General features: G+C 63.5%; 20 protein-coding genes. 5 read left to right on the forward strand and 15 right to left on the reverse strand.

All coding sequences use genetic code 11. The features are described from left to right. Positions 1-64: 64 nt before the first annotated feature. The 9 genes from AB1N67_RS21690 to AB1N67_RS21730 form a co-directional block, all read right to left on the reverse strand. Positions 65-1,225 carry a D-alanyl-D-alanine carboxypeptidase family protein gene (locus tag AB1N67_RS21690; RefSeq protein WP_043211181.1) on the reverse strand — a complete coding sequence of 387 codons (1,161 nt, stop codon included), beginning with the start codon at positions 1,223-1,225 and terminating at the stop codon, positions 65-67. A 238-nt stretch (positions 1,226-1,463) separates the two neighbouring features. Beyond that, positions 1,464-2,462 carry a septal ring lytic transglycosylase RlpA family protein gene (locus AB1N67_RS21695; RefSeq protein WP_043211179.1) on the reverse strand — a complete coding sequence of 333 codons (999 nt, stop codon included), beginning with the start codon at positions 2,460-2,462 and terminating at the stop codon, positions 1,464-1,466. Beyond that, positions 2,462-3,484 (reverse strand): lytic murein transglycosylase B, encoded by a 1,023-nt coding sequence (gene mltB, locus AB1N67_RS21700; protein WP_180962724.1) that lies wholly within the window; start codon positions 3,482-3,484, stop codon positions 2,462-2,464. Before mltB ends, AB1N67_RS21695 begins: the two co-directional genes overlap by 1 nt. Positions 3,485-3,489: 5 nt before the next feature. After that, on the reverse strand, positions 3,490-4,593 hold the full coding sequence (gene rodA / locus AB1N67_RS21705; RefSeq protein ID WP_052352461.1) for a rod shape-determining protein RodA: 1,104 nt from the start codon (positions 4,591-4,593) through the stop codon (positions 3,490-3,492). A 38-nt stretch (positions 4,594-4,631) separates the two neighbouring features. Beyond that, positions 4,632-6,521 carry a penicillin-binding protein 2 gene (gene mrdA / locus AB1N67_RS21710; protein WP_043211174.1) on the reverse strand — a complete coding sequence of 630 codons (1,890 nt, stop codon included), beginning with the start codon at positions 6,519-6,521 and terminating at the stop codon, positions 4,632-4,634. A gap of 17 nt (positions 6,522-6,538) precedes the next feature. Beyond that, positions 6,539-7,006, reverse strand: a complete 468-nt coding sequence (gene rlmH, locus AB1N67_RS21715; protein ID WP_043211172.1) for a 23S rRNA (pseudouridine(1915)-N(3))-methyltransferase RlmH — start codon at positions 7,004-7,006, stop codon at positions 6,539-6,541. A 9-nt stretch (positions 7,007-7,015) separates the two neighbouring features. Then, positions 7,016-7,435, reverse strand: a complete 420-nt coding sequence (gene rsfS / locus AB1N67_RS21720; protein WP_043211169.1) for a ribosome silencing factor — start codon at positions 7,433-7,435, stop codon at positions 7,016-7,018. Positions 7,436-7,478: 43 nt separating this feature from the next. Beyond that, complete coding sequence (nadD, locus tag AB1N67_RS21725; protein WP_367863377.1) at positions 7,479-8,138, reverse strand: nicotinate-nucleotide adenylyltransferase; 660 nt, start codon at positions 8,136-8,138, stop codon at positions 7,479-7,481. A 1-nt stretch (position 8,139) separates the two neighbouring features. Continuing rightward, the gene (locus AB1N67_RS21730; RefSeq protein WP_102082032.1) at positions 8,140-9,411 is read right to left on the reverse strand and encodes a glutamate-5-semialdehyde dehydrogenase; all 1,272 of its coding nucleotides are present in this window, start codon (positions 9,409-9,411) and stop codon (positions 8,140-8,142) included. Between the two features lie 295 nt (positions 9,412-9,706). On the opposite strand from AB1N67_RS21730, the gene AB1N67_RS21735 reads away from it, so the two are divergent. Continuing rightward, a complete protein-coding gene (locus tag AB1N67_RS21735; RefSeq protein ID WP_090346798.1) occupies positions 9,707-10,399 on the forward strand; it encodes a DNA-3-methyladenine glycosylase in 693 nt (230 codons plus the stop codon). A 4-nt stretch (positions 10,400-10,403) separates the two neighbouring features. Beyond that, positions 10,404-11,720 (forward strand): bifunctional DedA family/phosphatase PAP2 family protein, encoded by a 1,317-nt coding sequence (locus tag AB1N67_RS21740; protein WP_090346799.1) that lies wholly within the window; start codon positions 10,404-10,406, stop codon positions 11,718-11,720. Positions 11,721-11,864: 144 nt separating this feature from the next. On the opposite strand, the gene AB1N67_RS21745 is transcribed toward AB1N67_RS21740, so the two are convergent. From AB1N67_RS21745 to AB1N67_RS21755, 3 genes are read right to left on the reverse strand one after another with little or no spacing between them, the layout of a single operon-like run. Next, positions 11,865-12,455, reverse strand: coding sequence for an LON peptidase substrate-binding domain-containing protein (locus AB1N67_RS21745; RefSeq protein WP_043211231.1), 591 nt, complete (start codon positions 12,453-12,455; stop codon positions 11,865-11,867). Between the two features lie 9 nt (positions 12,456-12,464). Beyond that, positions 12,465-13,181: an LrgB family protein gene (locus AB1N67_RS21750; protein ID WP_043211158.1), complete on the reverse strand. Its 717-nt coding sequence runs from the start codon at positions 13,179-13,181 to the stop codon at positions 12,465-12,467. Continuing rightward, on the reverse strand, positions 13,178-13,540 hold the full coding sequence (locus AB1N67_RS21755) for a CidA/LrgA family protein (RefSeq protein ID WP_070092174.1): 363 nt from the start codon (positions 13,538-13,540) through the stop codon (positions 13,178-13,180). Before AB1N67_RS21755 ends, AB1N67_RS21750 begins: the two co-directional genes overlap by 4 nt. Before the next feature lie 160 nt (positions 13,541-13,700). On the opposite strand from AB1N67_RS21755, the gene AB1N67_RS21760 reads away from it, so the two are divergent. The 3 genes from AB1N67_RS21760 (at position 13,701) to AB1N67_RS21770 (ending at position 16,756) form a co-directional block, all read left to right on the forward strand. Further along, complete coding sequence (locus AB1N67_RS21760; RefSeq protein ID WP_043211153.1) at positions 13,701-14,156, forward strand: MaoC family dehydratase; 456 nt, start codon at positions 13,701-13,703, stop codon at positions 14,154-14,156. Between the two features lie 193 nt (positions 14,157-14,349). Then, positions 14,350-16,083 carry a C13 family peptidase gene (locus AB1N67_RS21765; protein ID WP_367863378.1) on the forward strand — a complete coding sequence of 578 codons (1,734 nt, stop codon included), beginning with the start codon at positions 14,350-14,352 and terminating at the stop codon, positions 16,081-16,083. Between the two features lie 28 nt (positions 16,084-16,111). Continuing rightward, on the forward strand, positions 16,112-16,756 hold the full coding sequence (locus AB1N67_RS21770) for an oxidoreductase (protein ID WP_043211149.1): 645 nt from the start codon (positions 16,112-16,114) through the stop codon (positions 16,754-16,756). Positions 16,757-16,830: 74 nt separating this feature from the next. Here the strand turns inward: AB1N67_RS21770 and AB1N67_RS21775 are convergent, their stop codons facing one another. Genes AB1N67_RS21775 through mpl form a run of 3 tightly spaced genes read right to left on the reverse strand, consistent with a single transcriptional unit; the run spans position 16,831 to position 19,090 of the window. Continuing rightward, entirely contained in the window at positions 16,831-17,118 is a 288-nt protein-coding gene (locus AB1N67_RS21775) for a YceK/YidQ family lipoprotein (RefSeq protein WP_367863379.1), read from the reverse strand. Then, on the reverse strand, positions 17,115-17,744 hold the full coding sequence (ubiX, locus tag AB1N67_RS21780) for a flavin prenyltransferase UbiX (RefSeq protein WP_043211143.1): 630 nt from the start codon (positions 17,742-17,744) through the stop codon (positions 17,115-17,117). The genes AB1N67_RS21775 and ubiX overlap by 4 nt, the downstream gene beginning before the upstream one ends. Beyond that, complete coding sequence (gene mpl / locus AB1N67_RS21785) at positions 17,741-19,090, reverse strand: UDP-N-acetylmuramate:L-alanyl-gamma-D-glutamyl-meso-diaminopimelate ligase (protein WP_102082035.1); 1,350 nt, start codon at positions 19,088-19,090, stop codon at positions 17,741-17,743. Before mpl ends, ubiX begins: the two co-directional genes overlap by 4 nt. Between the last annotated feature and the right edge of the window lie 29 nt (positions 19,091-19,119).

Consider the following 19,119-nt stretch of genomic DNA (forward strand, 5'->3'; position numbering starts at 1 on the left):
GGCCTCGTAAGCCGTGGCAACAACAACGCCCCTGCAGGATACGCAGGGGCGTGCAGGTCACGTATCAGTTGAACAACCCGTAGAAGAACAGACGGATGCTATCCCACATACGGCGGAAGAAACCACCTTCCTCGACGCCGTCGAGGGCGATGAGGTCGGCGCTGTGAACCACTTTCTCGTCCAGTTTGACTTCAACTTTACCGATCACGTCACCTTTGGCGATCGGGGCGGTCAGTTGCGGGTTCATGGTCATCGAAGCCTGCAGGCGCTTCAATTGGCCTTTAGGCATAGTCAGGGTCAGGTCGTTGGCGAGGCCGGCCTTCACCTGGCTGGTGGCGCCTTTCCAGACCGGGGATTGGGTCAGCTCGGTGCCCTTCTGGTAGAAGGTCTGGGTTTCGAAGAAGCGGAAGCCGTAGGTCAGCAGCTTCTGGGTCTCGGCGGCGCGGGACTGTTCGCTGTTGGTGCCGAACACCACGGCGATCAGACGCTGGCCGTCGCGGACGGCCGAAGCCACCATGCAGTAGCCGGCTTCGTCGGTGTGGCCGGTCTTCAGGCCGTCGACGGTTTTGTCACGCCACAGCAACAGGTTGCGGTTCGGCTGCTTGATGTTGTTCCAGTAGAACTCCTTCTGCGAGTAGATCGCATAGTGGGCCGGATCTTCGTCGATGATCGCGCGCGCCAGCAGGGCCATGTCGTGGGCCGAGGAATAGTGCTCCGGGTTCGGCAGGCCGGTGGGGTTCATGAAGTGGCTGTTGCTCATGCCCAGGTCGGCGGCGGTCTTGTTCATCATGTCGGCGAAGGCATCTTCGCTGCCGGCGATGTGCTCGGCCAGGGCGACGGAGGCGTCGTTGCCCGACTGGATGATGATGCCGTGCAGCAGGTCGCTGACGCTGACCTGGCTGCCGACCTTGATGAACATGCGCGAGCCGCCGGTGCGCCAGGCATTCTCGCTGACGGTGACCGGGTCGTTCTCGCCGATCTGGCCACGACGGATATCCAGGGTGGCGATGTAGGCGGTCATCAGCTTGGTCAGGCTGGCCGGCGGCAGGCGTTCGTCACCGTTGTTCTCGACCAGCACGTTGCCGCTGGACGCATCCATCAGTACATAGGACTTGGCGGCCAGTTGCGGTGGCGCTGGCATCATCTGCTCTGCTGCGAACGCAGCAGGCATGATCATCAGCAGAACGGGCAGGCAAAGTCGTTTGGCAAGGTTGGTGATGTTCATCCGTCTCTCGAAAATCGCTAATGGTCTGATGTTCCCTGGGACACGTCATGTGCCCAGCGCCAGTCAGGCTGGTTTTGCGGCCATGGGCCTGGCCCGCGAAATGCGGCTTTGTGTCGCGGCGGGCAAAAGCCAACATTGTACATGGGAGCGCCCGGCAATTCATGACAAAACCGACAGCTTGAGTGGCAAGCCCCTCTCAGCTTGGCGCTTGCCGCTGGTCGCTAGCCGCTCGGATAGCTCAGTCGGCAGTGACCAGCTTGGCCTGCCCCAGGTTGGCCAGGCGAATGCTGTCCTGGGCCTGCTGAATCTCGCCCTGGCTGTTGATTGGTCCAAGGCGCACACGGTGCAGAGTCTGCTGGTTGCGCACGATGGAGCTGATGAACACCGGCGCACTGACCATGGTGCTCAGCTTGGCGCGCAGCAACTCGGCGGCATCGGGGTTGGCGAAGGCGCCCACCTGCAGGAAGCTGCCACCGTTGCCGGCAGGCACATTGTTGCCGCCCACCTGGACCGGCACGACGGGTGCCGCGTGTTGCTGCGGCGGCGGAGTCCATTGCTCGACCCGGCCGGTGTTGGCCGGAATCGCCTGGGTCTGGGCGACCTGGGGCTCCTTGAGCACCATCGGTGGCTGCTGGCCCCGCTGGGCCCACCACTGCTGCGGGTCGATGCCTTCGACGCGCACGTGCGCCGTGCCGATCTCGGCGTAGCCGAGCTTCTTCGCCGCGGCGTAGGAAAGGTCGATGATACGGTCGGAATAGAACGGGCCACGGTCGTTGACGCGCAGGATCACGCTGCGACCGTTGGCCAGGTTGGTCACCCGCACGTAGGCAGGCAGCGGCAAGGTCTTGTGCGCCGCGCTCATGCCATAGAGGTCGTAGAGCTCGCCATTGGCGGTGTTCTGGCCATGGAACTTGGTGCCATACCACGACGCCGTCCCCTCGGCGCGGTAGTTGCGCGAGTCCTGCATCGGGTAGTAGGTCTTGCCCAGCACGGTGTAGGGGTTGGCTTTGTAAGGACCGGTATGTACGGTCGGCGTGGCATCGGGAATCTTGTTGACGTCCACGTCCCACCAGGGCGCACCGTCCTTGTGGGCACGGTTGATGTCCAACCCTGGCTTGGAGCGAACGACATTGCCGCTCTGCTGAGTCGGTCGGTTGGACGAACAACTGACCAGCAGCACGGCGACAGTCATGCAGGTCAGCAGTTTGAGAGTGTTGGCAGAGATCTTTGCGCGCATTACTTGACGCCCCGTGCTTGAACCAGCTGTTCCGAAAGCTGATGCACCGCCATGGCGTACATCACGCTGCGGTTGTAACGCGTGATCGCGTAGAAATTCTTCAGGCCCATCCAGTATTCAGGGCCATTGTCGCCCTCCAGGCGGAAGGCGGTCACAGGCAGATCATCGCGCAGCGCATCATGACTCGACCAACCCAGGGCTCGCAACTCCCCAACGGTCTTGACCGGCTCGATACCCGTGGTCAGCCCCTCGTCGGCGCGCTCGCCGAGCACCAGGGCGCGACTGACCACCGGCTCACCGGCCACCCAACCGTGACGCTTGAAGTAACTGGCGACGCTGCCGATGGCATCGGTGGGGTTGTTCCAGATATTGATGTGGCCGTCGCCGTCGAAATCCACGGCATAGCTGCGGAAGCTGCTGGGCATGAACTGCGGCAGGCCCATGGCCCCGGCGTAGGAACCCTTCAAGGTCAGCGGGTCGAGTTGCTCTTCACGAGCCAGCAGGAGGAACTCTCGCAGTTCCTTGCGGAAGAACTCAGACCGGGGCGGGTAATCGAAGCCCAAGGTCGACAAGGCATCGATCACCCGGTAGTTGCCGGTATTGCGACCGAAAAAGGTTTCGACGCCAATGATCGCGACGATCACCTGAGCCGGCACACCGTATTCTTGCTCGGCGCGGGCCAACGCCTCCTCGTGCTGGCGCCAGAAGTCCACGCCACGGGCAATGCGCGCGTCGGTGATGAACATCGGGCGATATTCCTTCCACGGCTTGACCCGCTCGGCCGGACGCGAGATCGCATCGAGAATCGACTGCTTGCGCTGCACCTCACGGAACACGCCCATCAATTGCTCACCGGCGAAGCCGTAGTCGCGGGTCATTTCGCCGACGAACTCTGCCACCTGGGGCGAGCCATCATAATCACCGGCATTGGCCTGCTGGACTGCGCCGAACAAACCCATCGCGCCAATCCACGGCGCACAACGGGCAGCCCAGCCACGCACTACTTGCATGAAATTCTTCACCTTATTCAAACCTGTGCAATCCATTTGCGGTGCGTATGGATCGACATCAGAACGCCAAACGCTGACAGCAGCGTCACCAACGAAGTTCCGCCATAGCTAATGAAGGGCAGCGGCACGCCAACCACGGGCAGAAGGCCACTGACCATACCGATATTGACGAATACATATACAAAGAACGTCATGGTCAAGCTGCCTGCGAGCAACTTGCCGAACAATGTCTGGGCCTGGGCGGTGATCACCAGCCCACGACCGATCAGCAACAGGTAAATCAACAGCAACAGGCAGATGCCGACCAGACCGAACTCCTCGCCGAGCACGGCGATGATGAAGTCGGTGTGGCTTTCCGGGAGGAAATCCAGGTGCGACTGGGTGCCCAGCAGCCAGCCTTTGCCGAACACACCGCCCGAGCCGATCGCCGCCTTGGACTGGATGATGTTCCAGCCCGTGCCCAATGGATCGCTCTCGGGGTCGAGGAAGGTCAGGACTCGCTGCTTCTGGTAGTCGTGCATGACGAAGAACCACATCGCCACCGCCACCGGCACCGCTGCGGCGATCACGCTGATGATCCAGCGCCAGCGAAGCCCCCCCATGAACAGCACGAAGGCGCCCGAGGCCAGGATCAGCAGCGCAGTCCCGAGGTCCGGCTGGCGCACGATGAGAATGAACGGCACGCCGATCAGCACCAGGCTGATCGCCACATGCTTGAGGTGCGGCGGCAAAGTGCGCTTGGACAGGTACCAGGCAATGGTCGCCGGCATGATGATCTTCATGAATTCCGAGGGCTGGAAGCGGATCACCCCCGGGATGTTGATCCAGCGCGTGGCCCCCATGGCGTTGTGCCCCATGACGTCCACTACTACCAGCAGCAGCACCCCGACCACATAGGCCAAGGGCACCCAGCGCGCCATGAAGCGCGGCTCGAGCTGGGCGATGACGAACATCGACACCAGGCCGATGCCGAACGAGGTGGCCTGCTTGAGCAGCAAGTCCCAGTTCTTGCCACTGGCCGAATAAAGGACGAACAGGCTGCCGGCCGCCAGGGTCAGCAGGATGACCAGCAAAGGGCCGTCGACATGGATGCGCTGCAGAAAGCTCGCACGCCGACGCATCACGTCCTCGCTGGAGAGCATGCGATCGAAATTGTTCTTCACTGGGCCGATTCCTGGACAACGGTGGCAGGCGCGAATTCAGGTTTGAGCCGGCCGTTCTCGTCGAGCAGCCAGGCGTCCATCACCTGGCGCACGACAGGCGCTGCGACGCCGGAGCCGGATTCGCCGTTCTCGACCATCACCGAGACCACGATCTTCGGATCTTCGGCAGGGGCAAAGGCGACGAACAAGGCGTGGTCACGGTGGCGCTCCTGGAGTTTGTTGCGGTCGTATTTCTCGCCTTGCTTGATCGCCACCACCTGAGCGGTGCCGCTCTTGCCGGCGATGCGGTACTGGGAGCCGAGCGCGGCCTTGCGGGCGGTACCCCGGGCGCCATGCATCACCTGCTCCATGCCATGGGTGACCTTGGCCCAGTCGGACTTGTCACGCAGGACAATGTCCTCCATCGGGTTCTCGTCCACCGGCGGCTTGCCTTCGATGGTCTTGGCCAGGTGGGGACGGTTCCACTTGCCCTTGTTAGCGATCAATGCGGTGGCCTGGGCCAGCTGCAAGGGCGTAGCCTGCATGTAGCCCTGGCCGATACCGAGGATCAGAGTCTCGCCAGGGAACCAGGCCTGGCGACGGGTGGCGCGCTTCCATTCGCGCGATGGCATCAGCCCGGGAGACTCCTCGAACATGTCGAGGGAAACCTTCTGGCCGATGCCGAACTTGTTCATGTAGCTGGACAGGCGATCGATACCCATCTTGTGGGCAAGATCGTAGAAGTAAGTGTCGTTGGAGCGCATGATTGCGGTGTCCAGATCGACCCAGCCGTCACCGGTCCGGTTCCAGTTGCGGTACTTGTGGTCGTAGTTGGGCAATTGGTAGTAGCCGGGGTCGAACACCCGGCTGCTCGCGGTCACCACACCGCTGTCCAGCCCGGCGATGGCCACTGCCGGCTTGATGGTCGAGCCGGGCGGATAGAGCCCGCGCAAGACACGGTTGAACAGCGGCCGATCGATCGAGTCACGCAGCTCGGCATAGGCCTTGAAGCTGATGCCGGTGACGAACAAGTTGGGATCGAAACTCGGCTGGCTGACCATCGCCAGCACCTCGCCGGTGCGCGGATCCAAGGCCACCAGCGCGCCGCGACGTCCGCCCAAGGCAGCCTCGGCAGCCTCCTGCAGCTTGATGTCAAGGCTCAGTACGATGTCCTTGCCAGGCTCCGGGTCGGTGCGCTTGAGCACCCGCAGAACCCGGCCTCGGGCGTTGGTCTCGACCTCCTCGTAGCCCACCTGGCCGTGCAGCTCGGCCTCGTAGAAACGCTCGATGCCGGTCTTGCCGATATGGTGGGTGCCGCTGTAGTTGACCGGGTCGAGGCTCTTGAGCTCCTTCTCGTTGATGCGCCCGACATAGCCCACCGAATGGGCGAAATGCGCGCCCTGTGGGTAATGGCGCACCAGCTGCGCCGCCACGTCCACACCCGGCAGACGGAACTGGTTCACCGCAATGCGGGCGATCTGCTCTTCGTTGAGCTCGAACAGGATAGGCACCGGCTCGAATGGCCTGCGCCCCTGCTTCATGCGCTTTTCGAACAGGGCCCGGTCATCGGGCGTCAGCTCCAGCACCTCGACGATGGTGTCGAGCACCTGGCGCCAGTCACCTGAGCGCTCACGGGTCATGGTGAGACTGAAGCTGGGACGGTTGTCAGCGACGATCACCCCGTTGCGGTCGAAAATCAGCCCGCGGGTCGGCGGGATCGGCTGCACGTGCACCCGGTTATTTTCCGAAAGCGTGGAGTGGTAGTCGTACTGGATGACCTGCAGGTAGTAGAGCCGGGCGATCAGGACGCACACCAGCAGCACGACCGCCACCGCGCCGACCACGACGCGGCTGCGCACCAGGCGGGCGTCTTTCTCATGGTCCTTCAGACGAATCGGCTGCGACATCGGACGGGCTTACAGGCTCATTTGTGGTAGGGGTGCCCGGACAGTACGGTCCAGGCGCGATAGATCTGCTCGCCGATCAGTATCCTTACCAACGGGTGCGGCAGGGTCAGTGGCGACAGCGACCAACGCTGTTCGGCGCGTGCGCAGACCTCCGGCGCCAGGCCTTCCGGGCCTCCCACCATGAGATTGACCGTACGCGCATCCAGGCGCCAACGATCCAGCTCGCCCGCCAGTTGCTCGGTACTCCAGGGCTTGCCATGGACCTCGAGGGTGACGATGCGTTCCCCGGGCTGAACCTTGGCCAGCATGGCCTCCCCCTCCTGGCGAATCAGGCGGGCGACGTCGGCATTCTTGCCACGGGTATTCAGCGGAATCTCCACCAGCTCCAGCGACAGCTCCGGGGGCAGGCGCTTGGCATATTCATGCCAGCCTTCCTCGACCCAGCGGGGCATGCGCGAGCCGACCGCGATCAGGCGCAGGCGCACAGCGTTTCCTCAGCCCCGGTCCTTGAGGTTTTCGGAATAGCTGTGAGCGTTTTCCGGGCTGTGGTGCTTGCCATCGGCGGAGCGGCTCTGCTCGGCACCCAGCCACAGGCGCTCGAGGTCGTAGAACTGACGCGCAGCGGCAGTCATCATGTGCACGATGACGTCGTTGAGGTCCAGCAGGACCCAGTCGCTGTCGCCCTTGCCTTCTTCGCCCAGCGGTTGCACACCCTGGAGCTTGACGATTTCGCGGACCTTTTCGGCCATCGCGTTGATCTGCCGGTTGGAAGTACCGGTGGCGATGATCATGTAGTCGGTCAGGCTGTGCTTTTCACGCACGTCGATGACCTGGATGTCCTGGGCTTTGACGTCTTCCAAAGCCGATTTGGCCAGGTTGACCAGCTCTTCGCCGTTGATTTTCTGCTTGCTCATAAGAAACTCGTTCAATTCATGAATGAGGCGCCTGGTGGCGCCGTCAGTGCGACGCACGGTAAAGGTCGTGCGCCTCGATATAGGCCAGTACTGCGTCCGGCACCAGGAACCGTACCGACTTGCCGCTGGCCAGCAGCTGTCGGATCTGCGTGGCGGACACCGCGAGCGGCGTCTGCCAGACGAACGAAATGTGCCCCGCCGGGCCGGACATGGCGGTGGGATCGCTCTCCGAGCGCGCAGCCAGCAGGTTGCGCAGCTCGTCAGGGGGTTCGACATCGGCATCCGGGCGTTGCAGCACCAGGATGTGACAGTGTTGCAGCAACTCTTCCCAGCGATGCCAGCTGGGCAGTCCGCAGAATGCGTCCCAACCCAGCACCAGGAACAGCTGGTCGTCAGCGCCGAGTTCGGCGCGGATCGACTCCAATGTATCGATGGTGTAAGACGGTTTGTCCCGCGAAAGCTCCCGCGCATCCACACTCAGCCGCTCGACCCCGGCCACGGCGCAACGCACCATGGCCAGGCGGTCCTGGGGTGCCACGTGCGGGGTGTCGCGGTGCGGTGGCCGGGCGTTGGGCAGCAGGCGCAGCTCATCCAACGCCATGAACTCGGCCACTTCCAACGCGCTGCGCAGGTGACCGATGTGCACAGGGTCGAAAGTGCCGCCGAGAATGCCGATGCGCCGGACTGCCTGGGCCTTGCTCAACTCAGCAGGACTCCTGACCGCGCAGCTGGCCGTCACCGATCACCACGTACTTCTCGCAGGTCAGCCCTTCCAGGCCGACCGGTCCGCGGGCATGCAGCTTGTCGGTGGAGATGCCGATCTCCGCGCCAAGGCCATACTCGAAACCATCGGCGAAGCAGGTCGGGGCGTTGAGCATCACCGAGGCCGAGTCGACCTCGGCCATGAAACGCCGGGCCTGGCCCTGATGCTCGGTGATGATCGAATCGGTGTGGTGCGAGCCATAGTGGTTGATGTGCTCGATGGCCGCGTCCAGGCCTTCGACGACACGGATCGACAAGATCGCGTCGAGGTATTCGGTGTGCCAGTCGTCTTCGCTGGCCGGATTGGCGGCGATGATCGCTCGGGTGCGTTCGCAGCCGCGCAGTTCGACGCCCTTCTCCTGGAAGCGGCGGGCCATCTCCGGGAGGAACGCCTCGGCGACAGTGGCATCCACCAGCAGGGTTTCCATGGCGCCGCAGATGCCGTAGCGATAGGTCTTGGCGTTGAACGCGACGCGCCAGGCCTTGTCCAGGTCAGCATGTTGGTCGACATAGACGTGGCAGATGCCGTCCAGGTGCTTGATCACCGGTACCCGGGCATCGCGACTGATGCGTTCGATCAGGCCACGACCGCCACGCGGCACGATCACATCGACGAACTCAGGCATGCTGATCAGCGCGCCCACGGCCGCGCGGTCGGTAGTCTCGACCACTTGGACCACGGCCGCCGGCAAGCCGGCCTCGGCCAGGCCCCGCTGGATGCAGGCGGCGATTGCGCGGTTGGAATGAATGGCTTCGGAGCCGCCACGCAAGATGGTGGCGTTGCCGGACTTCAGGCACAGGCTGGCGGCGTCGATCGTCACGTTCGGGCGCGACTCGTAGATGATCCCAATCACGCCCAGCGGCACGCGCATCTTGCCGACCTGGATGCCCGACGGGCGGTAGCTCATGTCTCGGATGGCACCGACCGGATCCGGCAGGCTGGCCACCTGGCGCAGGCCGGTGATCATGCCGTCGATGCGCGCCGGGGTCAGGGCCAGGCGATCCAGCAATGCCGGCTCCAGGCCATTGGCGCGGCCATTGGCCAGGTCCTGTTCATTGGCTGCTGTCAGCTCGGCACGGGCGGCATCCAGGGCGTCTGCGGCGGCCTGCAGGGCGCGGTTCTTCTGCGCGGTGCTGGCACGGCCGATCACGCGCGAGGCCTCACGGGCGGCGCGACCCAGGCGGGTCATGTAGTCAAGAACGGACTCAGTCATGGGCTCGGTGTCTTGGCGAAGGGGAAATCGGCTGATTATAACTGGCACGCTCGGGTACGCCCAGCGGCGGGTGGCGGATGGTCGAAAATGAGCGACAGGATCTGTAGGAAAGATGTAACTACCCATATCGAAATTTTGCTAAACCGATCATGGGGCAACCTGCTGCCCCCAGAAAACGACACAGCGCATGCGAAAACGGCTTTATCCGCGAAAGGGGCACTGCTACCCCTCGGTTCAGCCTCGATTAAGCCATTAATTGCTATCATCTGCGCCCCGACCACCACGAGCCGACCGCATGCCAGACACCGCCCCCTGCCCGGCCCGCGCCCTGCCCGACAGCTTCTTCGACCGAGACGCCCAGACCTTGGCCCGGGACCTTTTGGGCAAGGTGATCCGCCACCGCCAGGGCAATCTCTGGCTCGCGGCACGCATCATCGAGACCGAGGCCTATTACCTCACCGACAAAGGCAGCCACGCCTCGCTCGGCTACACCGAAAAGCGCAAGGCGCTGTTCCTCGATGGTGGGCACATCTACATGTACTACGCCCGCGGCGGCGACTCGCTGAACTTCAGCGCCCACGGCCCGGGCAATGCCGTGCTGATAAAATCCGCCTACCCCTGGGTGGACGCGATTTCAGATGCCAACAGCCTGGCGCAGATGCAACTGAACAATCCCGATGCCAGCGGCAACCTGCGTCCGGCCGAGCGCCTGTGCGCGGGGCAGACCCTGCTATGTCGAGCCTTGGGCCTGAAAGTGCCGGACTGGGACGCCAAGCGTTTCGACCCTGAGCGCCTGTATGTCGAGGACTGCGGTGCAGTGGTAGCGCAGGTGATCCAGACCACCCGCCTGGGCATCCCCCATGGCCGCGACGAACATCTCCCCTACCGCTTCGTCGATGCCGAATACGCGCGCTTTTGTACACGGAACCCGCTGCGCCGGGGCCAAGTCGAAGGGCGTGATTTTTCCATCCTGAAACAAGGAAGCTGACCCCATGGGCCAATGGCTCGACAGCCTGACCGGCTGGCTCAGCGCCAACCCCCAGTGGCTTGGCCTGGCGATTTTCCTGGTGGCCTGCGTGGAATGCCTGGCCATCGCCGGCATCATCGTGCCGGGGACCGTTCTGCTATTCGCCGTGGCCGTGCTGGCCGGCAGCGGCGCCTTCAGCCTCGGCGAGACATTGCTGCTGGGCTTTCTCGGCGGGCTGCTGGGGGACGCGGTGTCGTACTCACTGGGCAAGCGGTTCCATCAGAACATCCGCCGCCTGCCGCTATTGCGCCATCATCCGGAATGGATCGGCAGCGCCGAGGCCTACTTCCAGCGTTATGGTATCGCCAGCTTGCTGGTAGGACGCTTCATCGGCCCGCTGCGACCGATGCTGCCCATGGTCGCAGGCATGTTCGACATGCCGCTGCCGCGCTTCATCGCCGTCAGCCTGCTGGCCGGCGCCGGCTGGTCGGTGGCTTACCTGTTGCCGGGCTGGGCCACCGGGGCGGCTATGCGTCTACCTCTGCCGGAAGGGTTCTGGCTGGATGCAGGCGTCATCGCCGGCACGTTGGCGGTGCTGATCGGCTTTAGCCTCAACAGCAGCCTGCGTGACCAGCGCTACGGCACACGCCTGATCGCCGGCCTGAGCCTCCTCGCCCTGGCAGGCATCTTCTTGGGCTGGCCATTTCTGCACGAATTCGACCAAGGAATCATGACCCTGGTGCAGGAGCACCGTAGCCAGGCAGTCGATGGCGCCGTGGTGCTGATCACCCGCTTGGGAGATTTTCGTACACAGCTGTTCCTGGGTGGCTTGCTCACCGGGCTTCTGTTGCTGGCACGGCAGTGGCGTCATGCCCTGTTCGCCGGTGGCGCGCTGATGGGTACGGCGATCGCCAACGGCACGTTGAAATGGCTATTCGCTCGCGCACGCCCCGAAGTACTGACCGACCCACTGACCAGCTACAGCATGCCCAGCGGCCACAGCTCGGCGTCGTTTGCGTTCTTCCTGGTGCTGGCAGTGCTGGCCGGACGCGGCCAGCCACCGCGCATGCGCCTGACCTGGGTGATGCTGGGCTGCCTGCCGGCACTGGCGATCGCCTTGTCGCGGGTATATCTTGGGGCCCATTGGCCGACCGATATCCTTGCCGGAGCGCTGTTGGCGTGTTGCGTCTGCGCGCTGAGCCTGACCCTGGTGCAGCATCGCCAACCCCTTCAGGCCTTGCCGCTGCGCGTGTGGTGGCTGGTACTGCCGGCCTGCGTTGCCCTGTTGGCGTTCTTCGCCCTGCACGCCCTGCCCCAGGCGCTGTTGCGCTACCAATATTGAGACGCGACCGGTTCGGTGTACTCGCCGCCGCATTCACAGGTAAACCCGCTTGTGCGTTATTTCTGCGGGAGCGGGTTTACCCGCGAAAGGGCCCAGACAAGCAATGCAACGGACCGTTGCATCTACTGCGCTGCACCGGGCAATTCAAGCAAACAGCTCGCCCTGGATGCGGTCCAGCAGGTTCTGGATGGCCTCAAGCCGCAACTGCGGCGAGTCGATGGCCAACAGGTCGAGCTTGTCTTCTTCCATGAACGGCAACAGGTAGCCCAGCTGGTTGGCCAGGGACTGGCATCCATCCACGGCCCGCGGCATATCCAGCGCCGCCACCATCGGGTGTTCACCCAGCGCTTGCAGCAGCGCCAGCAGATCGTCATCCCGCTCGGACAACGCGCTGTCCGCAAGCTCCGGCAGCCAGTGCACATCGCCAACCATCAACTGGTCTTTCTGCACCTCGGTCTGCTCCAGGCGGAAACGCCGCACGCCTTCCACACGGATGCCCAGCAAGCCGTTTTCCTGCTGCACGAAGTCGCGGATCAGCGCCTCGCAGCCGACCGAGGCCACCACCGGCGGCGCCTTGCCGACCTGCTCGCCCTCAAGGATGCACACCACGCCGAACCCACCGCCCTGCTTCATGCAACGGCTGATCATGTCCAGGTAGCGCGCCTCGAAAATCTGCAGATCGAGCAGGCAGCCGGGAAACAGCACGGTATCGAGGGGAAACAGCGGTAGCGTCATCTTCATTCCTCACACCAGCAGGCTGACCGCCAACGGCAGGAACACCGCCGTGGCCACGCCCATCAGGCTCATCGCCAGCGCGGCGAAGGCGCCGCATTCGTCACTTTCCTGCAAGGCAACCGAGGTGCCTACCGCATGAGCGGTGATGCCCAGAGACATGCCGCGCGCCTCGGGGCTGAGCACGCCAAAGCGGGTCAGCAAAGCCGGGCCGAAGATTGCCCCGATCACCCCGGTGATCAGCACGAACACCGCTGCCAGAGCCGCAACGCCACCAATCTGCTCGGCCACCAGCATGGCAATGGGTGATGTCACCGACTTTGGCGCCATGGTCATCAGGATCATGTGCTCGGCCCCAAACCACCACCCCAGCGCCAGGCACGCCACGGTGGCGAACAGGCCTCCGATTACCAGCGTAGTAAATGTCGGCCAGAACAGCTGGCGGATCCGCCGCAGGTTCAGGTAGAGCGGCACAGCCAAGGCCACGGTGGCCGGGCCCAGGAGGATGTAGAGGATCTCGGTACTCTTGCGATATTCGGTGTAATCGATGCCACACGCCAGCAGTACGCCGATGACCAGCACCATCGACATCAATACCGGTTGCAGGAAGATCCAGCGGGTTTTCTCGTAGGCTGCCAACACCACCTGGTAGGCCCCCAGGGTGATGCCAATACCGAACAGAGGATGGTGGATGACCGCGTCGAGCGCGCCTTGCCAGTCGAACATCATGGCTGCTCCTTGTGCTTGCCTTGGCGGTTGATGAGCTTTTGCATCAGCACACCGACGAACACTAGGGTCACCAGGCAGGAAATCACCAAGGCGCCGGCGATGGCCCAGAAGTCCGCGGCGATGTCCTTGGCATAGACCATCACACCCACCGCCGGCGGCACCAGCAGCAACGGAAGGTAGCGCAGCAGGCTACCGGACGCCTCACTCAAAGGCTTGCCCACTTCCCCTCGCACCATCAGCGATACCAGCAACAGCAGCAGGCCAATGATCGGTCCCGGCAAGATGGGTACGAACAGATGATTGATCGCCGTCCCCAGCAGTTGAAACAACACCAGCCAGGTCAAACCACGCAACAGCATAAGGATCTCCTCCAGGCAGTGCGGCCATTATAAGCATGCGCCCCGCAGCCCTAGTAAGCCGATTTGCGGCGAAAAGATGACAACTTGACTGTAACGGACGGCCGTGATGATCTTGCACTGCCGTACCAAATCGAGCAGCAAGACAACCTGGAGAGTCGCGATGCCCTATGTACCTGTTAGCGCGTTATCGCAGTATGTCGGCAAGGAACTGGGACGTTCCGAGTGGTTGAAGATCGATCAGCAGCGCATCAACCTGTTTGCCGAGGCCACGGGGGACTTCCAGTTCATCCATGTCGACCCGAACAAGGCCGCCAAGACGCCATTCGGCGGCACCATCGCCCACGGTTTCTTGACCCTATCGCTGATTCCCAAGTTGATGGAGGACATTCTCGTCCTGCCCGAAGGTCTGAAGATGGCGCTCAACTACGGGCTGGACAGCGTGCGATTCATCCAGCCGGTAAAGGTGGACAGCCGGGTGCGCCTGAGAGTCGAGCTGGCCGACGCCACCGAGAAAAAGCCCGGGCAATGGCTGCTCAAGATCACCGCCACCCTGGAAATCGAAGGCGAGGAAAAACCGGCCTATATTGCCGAGCCACTCTCGTTGTGCTTCGTCTGACTCGGGACAACCCGCCAGCCCTTCACGAGTGAACCGCTCCCACAGGCGCGGCGCTTCCATCAAAAGCACCGCAAAACCTGTGGGAGCGGCTTTACCCGCGAAGGGGCCGCACAGGCCATAGGCGTGCGGCGCCCAGTACCTTCGCCGGCGCATTCTGCGGCATACTCGACGCATCGTTTGCCCGGAATCCGCCATGCGCGCACTGCTGCCCTTCACCTTGATCCTGCTGCTCGCCGCTTGTGGCGAAGGCGAACCCTTGTCGCCACCGGATGCTCGTCTGCCCGATGGGGGCCGCTACCGAGGGCAGGTGGTCGACGGCCTGCTGCAGGGCGAAGGGCGCATCGACTACCCCAATGGGAGTTGGTACGCCGGCACTTTCCTCAACGGCCAATGGCATGGCCAGGGCGAGTGGCACGGCAGTAATGGCGAGATCTACCGAGGTCAGTTCGCCGAAGGCCTGTTCCATGGCTTGGGCGATCTGACCACACCCGGTAGCCACTACGCGGGCACTTTCAAGCATGGCCGGCGCGACGGCGAAGGCACCCTCAAGCAAAACGACCAGACCTACCGCGGCCAGTTCGCCAACGACCAGTACGAAGGCGCCGGCGAACTGGAGCTGGCCGACGGCAGCCGCTACCAGGGCTTGTTCGCCAAAGGCAAACCCAACGGCGCCGGCGTCCGCAGCGATGCCAGCGGCAATCAGTTCAGTGGCCACTTCGTCGACGGCTTGCTCCAGGGAGCCGGCACCTACGACAGCGTCGAAGGCGAGCAATACATCGGCGAGTTCAAGGACAACCGCCTCGAAGGCCGCGGACGTTACGAGAACGCCGAGGGCGATGTATGGATCGGTGACTTCAAAGACGGCACCCTCGACGGCCAGGGCGAGATGCTCGGCAGCGATGGCAGCCGCTACAAAGGCGGCTTTCGCGACTGGCAGTTCAGCGGCAAAGGCCACCTGCAACTCGCCGACGGTAGCCAGTATGTGGGCAATTTCGAGAACGACACCTACCAGGGCCATGGCCGGCTGATCCAGGCCAACGGCAAGGTCGAAGGCGGGTATTGGGTCAAGGGCGTACGGGTACGCGACGAGAAGAACAAACTGCTCCCCGACCCGCTGGATCTGGCCCTGCTCAACCAAGGCCAACTGCTCGGGCGGTCGCTGGCCAGCGTGCCGCCTTCCCAGCCGCCGATCCAGCTGTATAGCCTGGTTGTGGCTGGCGACGGCCAGCAGAGCGTGTTTTTGCGTGAGGCCGACTACGTGAGCAATATGCTCAAGATCCGCTTCGGCGCCCATGGCCAGATCACCTTGGTCAACCACCGCGACCATATGGCCGACCGTCCCATGGCCACTCGCGAGAACCTTACCCGTGCCGCGCGCACCCTGGCCGAGCGCAGCGGCCCTGAAGACCTGATTTTCATCTACCTCACCAGCCATGGCAGCCCTGACCACCAACTGGTATTCGACCAGCCCCGCCTGCAACTGGCGGACCTGTCCGCCGACGAATTAGCCAGCGCCTTGGCTCCGCTCAAGGAGCGCGACAAGGTCATTGTGATCTCGGCCTGCTATTCAGGTGGCTATATCGCCCCGCTCAAGGACGACCGCACGCTGATCATGACTGCGGCGCGCCCCGACCGGGTGTCCTTCGGCTGTTCGGAAGAGGCTGATTTCACCTATTTCGGCGACGCCCTGTTCGCCGAAGCGCTGAATCAGACCGACGACCTCAAGCAGGCCTTCGAACTGGCGCGCGCCAGTGTTGCCGAACGTGAAAGAAGGGAAGGTTTCGAAGCCTCCGAGCCGCAGCTCTGGGCGCCGCCTGCAGTGCTTGCACACTGGCAGAGCCTGCGCCGGCAACAGGCCGAGGAAGCCTTGCGCAATGAAGCCCAACCAGTGCGTGGGGACCAGGCAAAAACACCTGAGGCCCACTAAGCTTGGTAGTAACAAAGGGAGAGACATCATGTACTTGACGCCTCAGCATGTCCTGCTTGCCGGAGCCACGGGTCTTACGGGTGAACACCTGCTCGACCGCCTGCTCAACGAGCCCACCATCAGCCGGGTGCTGGCGCCGACCCGCCGCCCGCTGGCCGAACATCCACACTTGGAAAACCCCGTGGGTGATCCGGCCGTGTTTCTCCCGCAACTGGCCGGTCGCGTCGATATCGCTTTCTGCTGCCTGGGCACCACGCTCAAGCAGGCAGGCTCGGAAACCGCGTTCCGCGCCGTAGACCTGGACATGGTCGTCGCCTTCAGCAAACGAGCCCGGGAAATGGGCGCCCGTCACCTGCTGGTGGTCAGCGCCCTGGGCGCCGACCCCAAATCGTCGATCTTCTACAACCGGGTCAAGGGCGAGATGGAAGAAGCACTCAAGGCCCAGGACTGGCCACAATTGACCATCGTCCGACCTTCGCTGCTGCTGGGAGACCGTGTCGAACCCCGGGCAAGCGAACGCATTGCCGCCCCCTTCGCCCGCCTGATCCCTGGCAAGTACCGGGGCATTGAAGCCTGCACCCTGGCCCGAGCACTGTGGCGCCTGGCTTTGGAGGAAGAGGACGGGATTCGGATCGTCGAGTCCGACGAGTTGCGCAAGCTGGGCAAGAAATAGCCTAGCGCTGGCAAACCCGCTCCCACCTGACCTGCGCAAGGCCCGTTGGGAGCGGGTTCACCCGATAAACGCCCTCACAGACCGCCCGTGGCGTTGAACCCCACCCCTGCCGCGGTCAGCAACGACAGTGGCAATAACAATGTGTCCAGCAATGCGCTACCCGGCAGGTCCAGCCCCGGGTAAGCCGGCGCCTGGGCGCCAAAGCGATCCTCGGGGCAGCAGCCGCCGTTCATCACATACAGGTCCAGCCGCGTTCCTGCATACACGACCGGTGCCCCGGGTTTGTTGGCATCCAAGGTGCGCACGGTCGCGCAGCCGCTGAACAGCACCACCGCCAGCATTCCCACCAGCAGTCGGCTCAATCGTCAGCCCCGAAATGATGCTCACCCCAGCGCGGCAGCATGTCCTGGGGGATGTTCAGCAGATTGAGGATGCGCGCCACGACGAAGTCGACAAGATCGTCGATGGTCTGGGGCTGGTGATAGAAGCCTGGGGCCGCCGGCAGGATCACCGCGCCCATCTGCGACAGCTTGAGCATGTTCTCCAGATGGATGGTCGAGAACGGCGCCTCGCGGGGCACGAGGATCAACTGGCGGCGCTCCTTGAGGGTGACGTCCGCGGCACGCTCGATCAGGTTGTTGCAGGCTCCCGTGGCGATGGCCGACAACGTTCCGGTGGAGCACGGCACCACCACCATCGCCGCCGGCGCGCCGGAGCCGGAGGCCACCGGCGCCATCCAGTCTTCCTTGCCGTACACGCGGATCTGCCCGTCGGCAGCGCCTGTGTACTCGGTGAGGAAGGTCTGCATCGCTTGAGGTTTGGCCGGCAGTACCACGTCGGTCTCGGTGGACATCACCAATTGCGCGGCCTTGGAGATCAGAAAGTGCACCTCCCGGTCCTCGCGCACCAGGCAATCGAGCAGGCGTAGGCCATATTGCGCGCCGGAGGCGCCGGTCATGGCCAGGGTGATGCGCTCCGGACCGCTCACTTGAGGGCCTCGGCCAGTTTGCCGTGCAGCCCGCCAAAGCCGCCGTTGCTCATGATGACCACGTGGGTGCCTGGGCGCGCCTGGCCTTTGACCCGCTCGATGATCGCCTCGAGGCTGTCGGCCACTACCGAGGGTACCTTGCACTGCGCTGCGGTGGCCGCCAGGTCCCAGCCCAGGTTGGGGGGGGCGTACCAGATCACTTGGTCGGCGTGCTCGACGCTGTCCGGCAGGCCGTCACGGTGGGCACCCAACTTCATGGAGTTGGAACGCGGCTCGATCACCGCAATCACCGGCGCCTCGCCGACGCGCTTGCGCAGGCCGTCGAGGGTGGTGGCGATGGCGGTCGGGTGATGGGCGAAGTCGTCATAGATGGTCACGCCTTGAACCTCGGCGACCTTTTCCATCCGTCGCTTGACGCTCTTGAAGGCGCTCAGGCCCTCAATGGCCATGGCCGGCGCCACCCCCACATGGCGAGCTGCAGCCAAGGTGGCCAGGGCGTTGGCGACGTTGTGCTGGCCGGTCAACTCCCACTGGACTGCTCCTTGGACCACGCCTTCGAACAACACCTCGAAGTGCGAGCCATCGGCGCTCAGCAGGCGCGCCTGCCATTGGCCGCCCTCGCCTGTGGTTTGCACCGGCGTCCAGCAACCCATGCCGATGACGCGCTCCAAGGCCTGTTCTGTGGTGGGGTGGATGACCAGGCCTTCGCTAGGGATGGTTCGCACCAAATGGTGGAACTGCCGCTCGATGGACGCCAGATCTGGGAAGATATCCGCATGATCGAACTCAAGATTATTGAGGATCGCCGTACGGGGGTGGTAATGGACGAACTTCGAACGCTTGTCGAAGAAGGCGCTGTCGTACTCGTCGGCTTCGACGACGAAGAACGGCGTGCCGCCCAGGCGTGCCGATACCGAGAAGTTCTGCGGCACGCCGCCGATCAAGAAGCCCGGGCTCATGCCTGCATGTTCCAGCACCCAGGCCAGCATGCTGCTGGTGGTGGTCTTGCCGTGGGTCCCGGCCACTGCCAGCACCCAACGGCCCTGCAGCACGTGATCGGCCAACCACTGAGGGCCGGAGACATAGGGCAGCCCCTTGTTCAGCACGTACTCCACGGCCGGGTTGCCCCGGGACATGGCGTTGCCGATCACCACCAGGTCAGGCGCTGGCTCCAGCTGGGCCGGATCGTACCCTTGGGTCAACTGGATGCCCTGGGCCTCCAACTGAGTGCTCATGGGAGGGTAGACGTTGGCGTCGGAGCCGGTGACCCGATGGCCCAGCTCCTTGGCCAGCACCGCCAGCGAACCCATGAAAGTGCCGCAAATACCGAGAATGTGAATGTGCATGGTCGACCTCGCAAAACTTCGGGGCAGGT

This window comes from Pseudomonas guariconensis (assembly GCF_040822035.1).
Lineage (GTDB): Bacteria > Pseudomonadota > Gammaproteobacteria > Pseudomonadales > Pseudomonadaceae > Aquipseudomonas > Aquipseudomonas guariconensis.